The sequence below is a fragment of the Bacillus sp. ME78 genome (assembly GCF_903970865.1).
GTDB classification, from domain to species: Bacteria; Bacillota; Bacilli; order Bacillales; family Bacillaceae_G; genus Bacillus_A; species Bacillus_A cereus.
This window is the reverse complement of record NZ_CAJCKK010000001.1, coordinates 381492-394070: the sequence shown is the minus strand read 5'-3', so window position 1 is coordinate 394070 and position 12579 is coordinate 381492. Positions and strand designations below refer to the sequence as shown.

Here is a 12579-nt window from a genome sequence, read left to right as displayed (position 1 = left end):
ATTTATGGTATAATAATGAAAAATTGAAAGGAGATTCAATATGAAACCTTCACAACCACAATCTCAATTACAAAACCAACATTCTATTAATCGACTAGCTCAATCTATTTTCGTTGTGAATCGTCATGCTAAAGCAGCTACTAATCCTAAATATTTATACTGGTTAAAAAAGACAGCTTTAGAACGTTTGATTGCTGAAAAAAAAGCAATTAAAGAAGGATTACATTTTTCTAGAAACCCACGTTTTAGCCAACAACAATCTGATGTCCTTATACGTTTAGGCGATTATTTTTTCCACATCCCTCCTACGAAAGAAGATTTTCGAATTCTACCGCATCTTGGTCATCTTGAATCCTCCTATCGAAATCCGAAAACAACCTTATCTTTAACAGTAGCAAAAAAAACACTTCAAGATTATATTGGTCCTGAAGCATTGAAACAAGAAAAAAAATTAAGTGAACCTGTTCCATGGTATAGTCGTACTTATACAAAAAAATAAAACAGTTTGGCCAAGTGTAGGCCAAACTGTTTTATTTTTTCTCTTCTTTAATTTTAATATTTGCTTGTTTATAAAAAGCTACTTTTTCTGTATTATAAGACTTTGTGAATTCATTAAATTTATCTTTTTCTGACTCAATATCCTTATAAGATTGATTTACTACTTTTACTTTTTCACTAATATCTTTTAATTTAGTACCTTTATCTTGTAACATTGTGTATAACTCTTTTTCTTGTTTTAAAGATTTATTATAGCTGTCATACATTTTATTAAATGAATCGTGTCGTTTCTCATAGGTGCTTTTCACTTTATCAGCTTGATCTTTCAACTTATTATCTTCAATTTTCTTCACATACTTATCAGCTGACTTCACTTCTTCTTGCGCTTTATTTAAAGCCTCTTTTTCTTTTGTAAGTACTTTTTCTCGTTCAGTTGTATTCTTTGCTGCTTGATTCAATTTTTCTTTAACAGTTTGATTATTATCTTTTCCTTCTTGCACAATCTGGTTATATAATTCTTGTCCTTCTTTCTCTAAAGCCTCAAGTTTTTTTGCATCTTCAAACATTGTTTTTTCTTGTTTAGCAGCGTTTTCAAACGCTACATATAATTCTTCTTCTGGTTTCGGTCCAAAACAACCGGCTAATAAAGTCATTGATAATGCAGTTATAATTGCTAATTTACTATATTTCAACATCTCTTCCTCCTATTTATAAACGACCATCGTGTAATATAAAAAAGTTATAAAATATGTAATTGTTCTATACACTCGCATCTTTTTTACGAAGATCATTAATATTGTTTGTACGAATTATTACTTAATATTACATTATTCTTTTTGAAGTATTTAGCAGTTCCATATCCATCTTTAAGTATAGTTCTTCGTTTTTTTTTAAACCTGTTCACACTATGTATTACCTTAATGGCCACAGAATTTCACCTCAGTCTTAATAAGACTATAATAGTTCACCTGATAAAAGGTGATCGTTCCGCTCTCACGTCTATCATTCCCTTTCCAGCTTTCTATCAAATAATCTCTTTGTTCATTTTACACAGTACAATCGATATCTCGCAACAACTTACAAATATTCTTTTCATTTCCTAAAAAGGAAAAGTGTAGAGCTTGCTTTCCTCTACACTTTTAAAATAAAACACATTGTGCAAATTGTATTGGCACTACCATCATAATTATATGCTTATTTAATATATTTTTAAAGACTTTTATTACAAACGCAACGTTTTTTGTAATAAAAGTCAAAAAAATGTTACAAATAAAACTTCTTCCTATCATATATCTTCAAATCAAAGCTTCACTCATTTTCTTGCAAATTTCTATACTGATACAATTGATTTTGCGACTTTCTCAACAGTTCTTCAAACGTTTTTCCTTCTACTGGATAGCTAGCTGCTCCAAATAAAAGAGTGACACTGAGTAAATCACCTTCTATTTCACTTTCAATATTTTTCATTAATCTGTTTGTTATTGTTGATGTTTCATGACCATTATCAATTGCTACAATAACATACTTATTTTCATCCCACTTCGTAACAACATCTCCCTTCCGAATTGTCTTTACAATGGTACTCTCTAATTTTTGTACTAACACTCCCAATTTTTTTTCTTGCAACGTGTCTTTTAATCCTTCCCATTCTTTTACAGAAAGAATGTAAACCGTAATATTACGGGAATCTCTTTCAGATAAAGCGGCTACTTTCCCAAAAAAATCAACAACAAAATCGTTGCTTGCCATTCCTCCTCCTTCCACATTCATACGCTTGTTCGCTCTTTTATCGTACCAATGTCCAAAATAATAACTTAGTATCATTTGCAATATATAAATAATAAAGACGGTATAAAATGATCGTGAATCCAGTTTTGCAATTATATCCTGAAGTGCAATCCATTCTGTAACTGCCACTGTATTTCCAAGTAATAATCCACTAATTTTCCCTTTATGTTTCATACTTCTCCCCCTTTTATACCAATATATGTTTCTATATCAATAATGTTTTTCTACAAAATAAAAAATGTACATATGCAATGTACATTTCTGCTTAAGCTTGTATACCTTTCCTACTCTATTTCATATATATAATATATAACTTTTATAGAAAGGAGTAATCTATATGCTACAAAAAGAGAATCTATCAGATGCTATGCGTTTACTAGCGGGTTTTCTATTATCATTAAAATTATTATTTACCTCTTTCGGCATACACTTTATTACAAACGATCAAATCGACGCTATTGTTAATGTTGTTTCATTTTTATTTATTCTATACTTTGGCTACAAAAATAACTATGTAGGAAAAAAAGGAATAGAGCAAAAGAAAATACTCAAAAAACACAACCTTCACTAAAAAAGGAACCTTTTGTACAGGTTCCTTTTTATCATTGCCGCACAACAACTTCATTTGTTTGCAGTGGACCATATGATATCTCTTTATCTTGAAATGTATATGTAGCCTGAAAGAATGCTTGTTTAAGAGCTTTATCTTTATTAGCTTTTATTTTGCAACGTAGTTCCACCTTTTCATTTGGTAACAAATCATCAATTCGCCACCTTACAAGCTGGAATAAAAACTCACTTATCCCCTTATCAACTTTTAAAGAATTAGGAATATAAGCAAAGTAATCTCGAATCATATGACTTACAACAACTCTCGAAATCATTTCTACCCCTTTATTTTCCACTTCAATTCGCATAATAAGTATGTCGTTTACATCGTAGGTCAATTCATACGAAAATTGTTCTGTATACATACTACCAATTTGCAATGTAACGGCTACTTGAGGAAATTCATTTTCCTTTTTCGATCCGTCAATCCACAATACTGGTTGTAGCGGTATTGAATACTTTCCTGTATCCGAAATTCGTCCCCATATTTTCATAATATATATTCACCTCATTTCAGATGTACCATACACACAATGAATTCCCCAACTTACTAAAGCTTGCTACAAGTAATGTTTAATATTTCTCTTCCTTTTATCCTATTCGACAATATGAAGAAAAAACCATTTTTCATCTATTAACAGAAGGTGTTCTTTATGAAATTTTTTTACAATTTACTTCATTTCCTTTATAGCAATATTCGTATCGCTCACTCGTTCTCTACTCATATGAAAGAATATTTTGACGGAAGAAAAAATTTGCCTTATAGTCAAATTTGACTATAATATTCTTTATGGCATATTAGTGCACTTATGGAAAAGAAATTAAAATCAACTATACATTAAAATTTTTTATCCACTGCACTCAAAACTTAATATAGTTTACTTATTTCTAAAGGAGGGTTATATTTGGAAACTCAACCATTAAAAAAAGACACCAACAAGACAAAATTTGTTGTTGCTGGTTTGCTGCTTGGTATATTAATGGCCGCAATGGATAATACAATCGTTGCAACCGCAATGGCAACAATCGTTGGAGACCTAGGAGGCTTTGATAAGTTTGTTTGGGTCACATCAGCTTATATGGTAGCAACAATGGCAGGGATGCCTATCTTTGGGAAACTTTCTGATATGTACGGGCGGAAACGTTTTTATATTGGGGGCCTCATTCTTTTCTTATTCGGTTCTGCGCTTTGCGGAACAGCTTCAAGTATTGAGCAATTAAGTATTTATAGAGCTATTCAAGGTATCGGTGGTGGTGCCCTTATGCCTATCGCCTTTACAATTATGTATGATATCTTCCCACCAGAAAAACGCGGGAAGATGACAGGGCTATTCGGTGCTGTTTTCGGGACATCTAGTGTATTCGGTCCTTTATTAGGTGCTTATATTACAGACTATATAAGTTGGCATTGGGTCTTCTATATCAATATTCCATTAGGACTTATCTCCTTTTTCTTCATTACTAAATACTACAGTGAGTCTCTAGAATTTAGAAAACAAAAAATTGATTGGGCTGGTGCTATTACACTTGTCATAAGTATCGTTTGCTTAATGTTCGCATTAGAACTTGGTGGTAAGGAATATGCCTGGAATTCCACTGTAATTATTGGCTTATTTACAACAGTAGTTATTGCGCTTATTATTTTCTTCTTTGTAGAAAGAAAAGCAACCGAGCCTATTATTTCGTTCCATCTATTTAAAAAACCTTTATTCGCAGCTAGTCAAGGAGTTGCCTTTTTCTATGGTGCTGCTTTTATTATCTGTACAGTTTATATTCCAATCTTCATTCAAGGTGTTCTTGGAGGTTCGGCCTCTAATGCTGGATTAATTTTAACACCAATGATGGTTGGTTCTGTAATTGGAAGTCAAACAGGAGGACAATTAGCTTCTCGAACAAGCTATCGTAACATTATGATGGTATCTGGTGTCTTCTTCGTTCTTGGTATTTATTCATTAAGTACTTTAACAATGGACACACCTCGTTTACTCGTAACACTATTTATGATTCTCGCTGGGCTTGGTGTTGGCTTCTCATTCTCAGTATTAAGTATGTCTTCTATTCACAAGTTAGAAATGCGAGACCGCGGTTCGGCGACATCAACAAACTCATTCTTCCGATCACTCGGTATGACTCTTGGTGTAACGATTTTCGGTACAATTCAAAATCATATTTTTACAGATAAACTAAACTCTGTGTTCCCCCCTGAACTAGCAAAATTAGCTCCAAAAGGCGGAGACACAAGTTTCTTATTATCACCAGGCGCTACCGCAAAAATTCCTGTTGAAATATTAGCGGGTATTAAAGAAGCTCTCGCTACATCTATTGCGAACACATTCTTCTGGGCACTCATCCCGGCTGTACTAAGTGTTATTTGTATTTTACTAATGGGAAATGAACGCCTCTTTACAGGCCCTAAAAAGAAAGAAAAACAAAAGCAAGTCAGTTAATATAAAAAAGAAGCGGCATATCCCTTTATGAAAAAGGATATGCCGTTTATAATATGTATAAAGTTTTTATATACAGGAGTTGAGACAGCATGAGCATGAAATTAGTCATTCTCGGCTTGCTACTCGAAGGAGATAAACATCCATATGAAGTGCAGCATATTATGAAAGAACGACAAATGGATTGTTATATTAAATATGCTAAAGGATCACTTTATTACGCTTTCGAGCAATTAGAAAAGCAAGGCGCAATTCACATTACAAATGTAATTAGAGACACAAACCGACCTGACAAAACGATTTTTCATATAACAGAAGAAGGCAAAAAACTATTCCACACTTTACTATTAAAACAATTCGAAGCAAAAAACCAAATATATAAACCTATTTATTCAGCCCTATCTTTCGCTCACTTTAGCAATGATCACGAATTAGTTCCTATTTTAGAAAAAAAGAAAAACGATACTCTTCAATATTTACATACTATGCAAACGATATATGATTGTAATAAAGGAAAGGTTCCACGTGCACAACTATATATTTTGCAAAGTGTAATTGAGCATATTACAGTTGAATTACAATGGCTAAACACCCTCCTTCAAGATGCTATAGCAGGCCGACTTTCAGAAGTTGCTATAGATGAAAATTGAGCTATGAAAGAAGACATCCCTACTTCTTTCATAGCTCAATTTCTCTTTTTATACTGTAATATTATTAGTTACTTCAGAATGAAAAGTCAGAATAATAAGAAATAAAAACTTTGGAATTTTCTTATTTTAAAACAGTAGACAAAATTCCAAAAATTGTGTTAGAATTTGTTTCAATATCATATCGCTTGTTAAATTCCTTTCAAAAGGAAAATAGGTACACGAACATTTCGTTTCGTGTTTAAAAGGGAAGCTTGGTGAAACTCCAACACGGTCCCGCCACTGTAAATGCTGAGATTTCTTTTTGGTGCCACTGTGAAAACGGGAAGGTGAAAGAAATTATATGAAGCATAAGTCAGGAGACCTGCCTGTTTTAACAACACTGATAGATTCACGGATGATGATGAGGTGTTAAAACAAAAAGGAAGGCTTATTTTCTATGTCTTTGCACTTTTTGTTATAGGTATTTCCTAGTAAACGGAAATGCTTACTTTCAATTAGGGAGGAATTTAAAATGGCAATTCAAACAAGTAACTTAGGTTATCCACGTATCGGACTACAACGAGAGTGGAAAAAAACATTGGAAGCTTTTTGGTCCAATAAAATTGATGAAGAACAATTTTTAACAACAATGAAAGAAATTCGCCTTCAACACGTAAAAGTACAGCAAGAAAAAGGGATTGAACTCATTCCAATTGGCGACTTTACATATTATGATCACGTTTTGGATACTGCCTATATGCTAGGATTTATCCCATCACGTTTTTCTGAGTTTACATCTTACCTTGATGTATATTTCGCAATGGCGCGTGGCTCTAAAAATCACGTAGCTTCCGAAATGACAAAATGGTTTAACACAAACTATCACTATATCGTTCCTGAATATGAAGAGGGATTACAAATCTCTTTAAAAGATAATCGTCCACTTCGCTTATACGAAGAGGCAAAACAAGAATTAGGAGTAGATGGAAAGCCTGTTATTTTAGGTCCATATACTTTCTTAAAATTAGCTAAAGGCTATACACAAGAACAATTCCCTTCCATTTTAAAACAGTTAGTTGCACCTTACGTACAACTGCTTTCAGAACTACATGCAGCTGGTGCACAAGCCATTCAAGTTGATGAACCAATTTTCGCTTCTTTAACGAAAGAAGAAGTTCAACAAGCAAAAGAAATTTATGAAGCTATTCGTAAAGAAGTTCCAAATGCGACTCTTCTTTTACAAACGTATTTTGATAGCGTGGAAGAAAACTATGAAGAAATTATTACATTCCCGGTATCCGGTATTGGATTAGATTTCATTCATGGTAAAGAAGGTAATTTAAATGCTATTTCAAAATATGGATTCCCAGCTGATAAAACTTTAGCTGTCGGTTGTATAGATGGCCGTAACATTTGGAGAGCTGACCTTGATGAAGTTCTTGAGTTATTTACAACGTTACAAAAACAAGTCCAAACGAAAGATTTCATCGTTCAGCCTTCTTGTAGCTTATTGCATACACCGATCGATAAAACAGAAGAAACTCACTTATCGACTGAGCTATTTGATGCATTAGCATTTGCAAATCAAAAATTAGAAGAGTTAGTTCTTATTCATTCCGCTCTCACTCAAGGTACAGAAAGCATTAGTACTGAGCTGGAAACATATCGAAACGTACATCATACAATTCGCTCATCTGCTGCACGTAACCGAGAAGATGTCAAAGCAGCACGAACAGCACTAAAAGAAGAAGATTTTTCACGCCCTCTTCCATTTGAAAAACGATACGAATTACAACAAGTTGCCCTGGAGTTACCGCTATTACCAACAACGACTATTGGTAGCTTCCCGCAAACAACTGAAGTTCGTCAAACGCGAAAAGAATGGCGTAACGGTGTTATTTCAAATGAACAATATGAACAATTTATTGAAAAAGAGACAGAAAAATGGATTCGTTACCAAGAAGAAATTGGGCTTGATGTCCTTGTACATGGTGAATTTGAAAGAACTGACATGGTCGAATATTTTGGTGAGCGCCTTGCTGGTTTCTCATTCACTAAAAACGGTTGGGTACAATCATACGGTTCCCGCTGCGTAAAACCACCTGTTATTTATGGTGATGTAGCCTTTATTAACGGCATGACTATTAAGGAAACAGTTTATGCACAAAGCTTAACGGAGAAAGTTGTAAAAGGAATGTTAACTGGACCTGTTACGATTTTAAATTGGTCCTTCGTTCGAAATGACATTCCAAGAAAAGAAGTTTCGTATCAAATTGCACTAGCTCTTCGTCACGAAATTGAACTACTTGAATCTTCCGGAATTAGAGTAATCCAAGTCGATGAGCCAGCACTTCGTGAAGGAATGCCACTAAAAGAAAAAGATTGGGATGCTTATATTACATGGGCAGTACAATCCTTCCTTTTAGCAACTTCTTCTGTAGCAAATGAAACACAAATTCATACTCATATGTGTTACAGTAACTTCGAAGATATTGTTGACGCGATTCGCGCATTAGATGCAGATGTAATTTCTATCGAAACATCAAGAAGTCACGGAGAATTTATTGATACGTTAAAACATACAACATATGAAAAAGGCATCGGTCTAGGTGTATATGATATTCATAGCCCACGTGTACCGAGTAAAGATGAAATGTATAAAATCGTAGAACAATCTTTAGAAGTATGCGATCCTAAATATTTCTGGATTAATCCTGATTGTGGTTTAAAAACGAGAAGAACAGAAGAAGTTATTCCAGCTTTAGAACATATGGTTCAAGCAGCGAAAGATGCTCGTTCCCTTTTAAAAACAAACGCATAACAAAAATGGGTTATCCTTTTCTCAGGATAACCCATTTTTTATTCTTTACTTTCAAAGAAGAATTCGTATTGTATTTTATATAATTCATCATCCGTTGGCTCTTCAAGAGGAATTGCTTGTAAGACAACTGTATACTCACCATTTGGAATAGATATTTGAAATTTGTTTGAAAGAATACTCGTTATAACGATACTTTCATTTTCAACCGTAAAAGGAACCGTAATCGTTCTAACCACTTCTTCTTTTTCAATATGTTTCCCTGGGGTCACTTTCACTTCACAAGTATAATCAGAAAGTGCTTCAAAAATAACAGTTCCCTCTGCCTCAGCATAACCTCTTTCAAAATCTTCATCCGTCCAGTCTACATAAGGCTGCTCACCGTCATAGTTCATCAACATTAATTGCGAATAAGAAATTGTTAACTCCATAGTTCCCCTTCTCCTTCATTATGAAATGTACAAATACTACTTCACTTCAAATTTCACACGCGTACCATCTGGATATTTATCTAACTTATTCCCTACCCAAGAGCCTGCTCCCCGGTTATCCGCCGGACTTATATATTCAATATGTGCTCCTTTTCCGCCTTCCTTGCACATCGCCATTGGCCATTCATCACGATCATACCCTTTTTTTGATGGATACGGTGCTAACGACAATTTCCTTCTATCTGCAGCACCACCACGATCGATTGTACAAACTTCTGAATGCCCTTCTTTTATAGCATCCGTAATATGTTTTCCTGTCTCTGGATAACGTTCTTTCGGAAATTCTAACACTTGATCATACGTATTCGTTTTCTTTACACTTGTTTCCTCTGGCACAAGTACTTCATAAACTGCTACTAAAATAGACAGAATTGCAATAATTGAAATGATAATACCTTTTAATTGCTTCATGTATACCTCCATGTTTCTACCAGTTTCTTTTCCTCAGTTATTATAACAAACTTCTCCTGTATATGTTTTCAGACATTATTTTAGTTATTCCTTGCCATTCCGCCAAAAAATTTCATTTTTTCACTAATGCTGTAGAAAACTAATAGCCTTCCGACATTCTTTTTCAAAGGAAGTCCTCATAAAAGATTGAAATGATATATACGATACTTTTTGGGGAGGAAATATCATGGAAGCTACCTATAAAACGAAAGATGTCACGAATAAAACAGGCATCCCAAAACATATAGTCCGCAAATATAGTCAACTGTTAGAGGAACATGGTTATATGATTTCTAAAACAGCTGATGCTCGTATTTATAAACTTGATGATTTAAAACTATTGAAATCTATACATGAAAGAGCTGCCACATTACAAGAAGATATTTCAGAAACGATACCGATTATTTTAAAAGAAAAAGAGGCCCCACCTGTACCAGTTATACAAGATAAGCAAGAGATACAACCGAAAGAAAAAGAAGATGGGCGTAACTTTGAGGAGTTCATGTTGAAACTTGAAATGCTAGCTCAATTAAATGAAGCAATTATTCATCAAAATTCTACTCTAATTACACAAAATCGTTTAAAGGATGAGAAACTAGATGAATTGATGCAACAAGTGTATGTAAAAGAAGGCTCTCAAGAAAAAATGCTTCAAGAGTTAGTCGAGCACGCCGCTCAAACAGATGCATTGCAAAAAGAAAAAATGGACTTATTAATGAATCATATGTATAAACGAGAATCCAAACAAGAAGAAAAAATGAATAAACTGGTTAGTCAAATTTATAACAAGGACAGTAATCGTGATGCACAGCTTATGCAAGTTATTCGAGAAATTCAAGAAACAAAAAGAATGGTCGCTGCCTCAAAAGAGCAAAGCTTCTTTCAATCATTTAAAAGTTTATTTAGCCGAGCAAAACAAGAAAAAACAAATGAATAAACAATATAAAATAAAAAGTTACCTTCCATCGGTAACTTTTATTCCTTATTTTGTACAGCTGGTAATATAATAATTGCTTCAGTGCCTTTTCCACTTTCACTCTTATATTCCAATGTACCATTATGCGCTTGTAAAATACTAAATGTTACCATAAGCCCTAATCCTGTCCCTTTTTCTTTTAAAGAATAATATGGTTGCCCCAGCCTTGCTAACTGTTCTTTCGTCATACCAACACCACTATCTTTAACTCTTATTATGATTGTTTCGTCTTTTTGAATAGCTGTTACTTTTAAATATCCTTTATTTCCTTGAATTGCTTCAATACCATTTTTAACAACATTCATAATAGCTTGCTTCAATTTTGTCTTATCACCAATCGTATAAAGACTTTCTGAAATTTCAACTTGTAAATATACACCTTGCATCGCTGCAAATGACGACATAAGAGTGGTCATTTCTATTAATTGGGCTGATAAACAAATGTGTTCTTTTTTCTCAATTTGCGGCCTTGCTAAATTCAAGTAATCTGAAATAATTTGTTCCGCCCGATCCAATTCAGCTAATACGAGACGCATATAATCCTTATTCTTCACATCTTCCGTACTTTCTAGCAATTGGATAAATCCACGAACAACAGTAAGTGGATTTCGAACTTCATGTGCCACACTTGCTGCTAACTCACTTACAATATTAAGCTTTTCTGATTTTTGCATCTCTGTACGTAGCAATGCATTTTCATTTAAATATTCAGTTAAATACACCTGAAATACCATTGTCATGACCATGATAAGCGAGGCAAATATAAATCCGCTATATATTTGCGAAATATACGGTGTAAATCCTGTTTCCAAAAGAACATTAATCATGCCTAATACTAAAGAAACAAGCACATAAAATGATGAAATCATAAATGCTAAAATTAATTTCTTATCTCTTGAAAAAAGAGACCATTTCTTTGATAAAAATAGCGGAACTATCAATAGAAATGTTACTTCTAAAACTGGAAGAAAGCTCATTCCCTTTAGTAACCATTCATATGCAACAAAAATAACCGCTGGGATTAAACCAACAATCCCACCATATAAAAAACCACTGACAATTGGAATTGGGTGAAAGTTATACCCACACACATTGCCAAAACAAATAGAGTATGTCATGGAGAGAACGAGCGTAACGCTAGATAAAAACATAATAAAGTAACGATTTGGCTTCGGAGGCATTTCTTGATAGCGATTTAAACGAATCGCTTCATATAAAAATAGTGGTAAAATTATGATGGCAATTTGAATCAACAAATCACGGATAAGCTCCATAACCTCTCATCCCCTATATGTATTTTGATATGATTATATCATTTTATAGGTTTATTTGTTTTAAAATTTTGATTTTTCTTAACATATTTGTTAATTCTTTGTTAACAACTCATAATAATTGTTACAGATTTTCGAAATGATTGTAAACCCTGTACCAAATTTCCTTCGTACAGTATACAATGAATACGGATTACAAAGAAAATTTAAAAATACTTTTTTAGACGGACAACTATAGCAAAATACAGCATATAATCCATACTATCTATGTTTACAAATAAGTGATCATTACTTTAGTAGGAGGAAGATAAATATGGCGGGTACTACGCTTGTTTTAAAAGAAGAAAATTTGGTTGTTCTAGAAAATGTTGAAAAATCAGTATATGAAGAGTTACAGCATAAAGCAGGAGATGAAGATTGCACATGTGCTGTGAACGAATCAGTTGTTCACCTTGGCAAGGTATCCTCTGTACTCTGGAATGAAGATGAAATAGATTGGGAATACGGATATTAAAAAGTCGCTTATAGCGGCTTTTTTTCTCTTTTCTCTCTCTTTCTAAATTACATATACAAAGCGCAATCATAGAAAATATGATAAAATGAAC

General features: G+C 33.5%; 13 protein-coding genes and 1 riboswitch. Of the genes, 7 read left to right on the top strand and 6 right to left on the bottom strand.

What is annotated here, in order from left to right; genetic code table 11:
- Positions 1–40: 40 nt before the first annotated feature.
- On the top strand, positions 41–499 hold the full coding sequence (locus H6481_RS02200) for a YkyB family protein (RefSeq protein WP_000804864.1): 459 nt from the start codon (positions 41–43) through the stop codon (positions 497–499).
- A 31-nt stretch (positions 500–530) separates the two neighbouring features.
- Here the strand turns inward: H6481_RS02200 and H6481_RS02195 are convergent, their stop codons facing one another.
- The gene (locus H6481_RS02195) at positions 531–1193 is read right to left on the bottom strand and encodes a YkyA family protein (protein WP_000922465.1); all 663 of its coding nucleotides are present in this window, start codon (positions 1191–1193) and stop codon (positions 531–533) included.
- Positions 1194–1806: 613 nt separating this feature from the next.
- Positions 1807–2460: a diguanylate cyclase gene (locus H6481_RS02190; RefSeq protein ID WP_023522935.1), complete on the bottom strand. Its 654-nt coding sequence runs from the start codon at positions 2458–2460 to the stop codon at positions 1807–1809.
- 163 nt (positions 2461–2623) lie between these two features.
- On the opposite strand from H6481_RS02190, the gene H6481_RS02185 reads away from it, so the two are divergent.
- Positions 2624–2857, top strand: a complete 234-nt coding sequence (locus tag H6481_RS02185; RefSeq protein ID WP_000939446.1) for an SPP1 phage holin family protein — start codon at positions 2624–2626, stop codon at positions 2855–2857.
- A 31-nt stretch (positions 2858–2888) separates the two neighbouring features.
- Here H6481_RS02185 and H6481_RS02180 read toward each other — a convergent pair whose 3' ends face one another.
- Positions 2889–3389, bottom strand: a complete 501-nt coding sequence (locus tag H6481_RS02180; RefSeq protein WP_000708119.1) for a hypothetical protein — start codon at positions 3387–3389, stop codon at positions 2889–2891.
- A 411-nt stretch (positions 3390–3800) separates the two neighbouring features.
- On the opposite strand from H6481_RS02180, the gene H6481_RS02175 reads away from it, so the two are divergent.
- The 3 genes from H6481_RS02175 (at position 3801) to metE (ending at position 8789) form a co-directional block, all read left to right on the top strand.
- Positions 3801–5342, top strand: a complete 1542-nt coding sequence (locus H6481_RS02175) for an MDR family MFS transporter (RefSeq protein ID WP_023522937.1) — start codon at positions 3801–3803, stop codon at positions 5340–5342.
- A gap of 89 nt (positions 5343–5431) precedes the next feature.
- Complete coding sequence (locus H6481_RS02170; protein ID WP_182810989.1) at positions 5432–5989, top strand: PadR family transcriptional regulator; 558 nt, start codon at positions 5432–5434, stop codon at positions 5987–5989.
- 195 nt (positions 5990–6184) lie between these two features.
- Positions 6185–6373, top strand: a riboswitch (cobalamin riboswitch).
- A 127-nt stretch (positions 6374–6500) separates the two neighbouring features.
- On the top strand, positions 6501–8789 hold the full coding sequence (gene metE / locus H6481_RS02165; RefSeq protein ID WP_065229302.1) for a 5-methyltetrahydropteroyltriglutamate--homocysteine S-methyltransferase: 2289 nt from the start codon (positions 6501–6503) through the stop codon (positions 8787–8789).
- Positions 8790–8827: 38 nt separating this feature from the next.
- On the opposite strand, the gene H6481_RS02160 is transcribed toward metE, so the two are convergent.
- Together H6481_RS02160 and nucA are read right to left on the bottom strand one after the other, a co-directional pair.
- Complete coding sequence (locus H6481_RS02160; RefSeq protein WP_000424024.1) at positions 8828–9217, bottom strand: competence protein ComJ; 390 nt, start codon at positions 9215–9217, stop codon at positions 8828–8830.
- Between the two features lie 36 nt (positions 9218–9253).
- The gene (gene nucA / locus H6481_RS02155) at positions 9254–9688 is read right to left on the bottom strand and encodes a DNA-entry nuclease (RefSeq protein WP_000811494.1); all 435 of its coding nucleotides are present in this window, start codon (positions 9686–9688) and stop codon (positions 9254–9256) included.
- Positions 9689–9914: 226 nt separating this feature from the next.
- Here nucA and H6481_RS02150 point away from each other — a divergent pair, with 226 nt between their 5' ends.
- Complete coding sequence (locus H6481_RS02150; protein ID WP_000388467.1) at positions 9915–10664, top strand: DUF3967 domain-containing protein; 750 nt, start codon at positions 9915–9917, stop codon at positions 10662–10664.
- Positions 10665–10702: 38 nt separating this feature from the next.
- Here H6481_RS02150 and kinB read toward each other — a convergent pair whose 3' ends face one another.
- A complete protein-coding gene (kinB, locus tag H6481_RS02145) occupies positions 10703–11977 on the bottom strand; it encodes a sporulation sensor histidine kinase KinB (protein WP_000420372.1) in 1275 nt (424 codons plus the stop codon).
- A gap of 310 nt (positions 11978–12287) precedes the next feature.
- On the opposite strand from kinB, the gene H6481_RS02140 reads away from it, so the two are divergent.
- A complete protein-coding gene (locus H6481_RS02140) occupies positions 12288–12488 on the top strand; it encodes a hypothetical protein (protein WP_000929276.1) in 201 nt (66 codons plus the stop codon).
- Positions 12489–12579 lie beyond the last annotated feature (91 nt).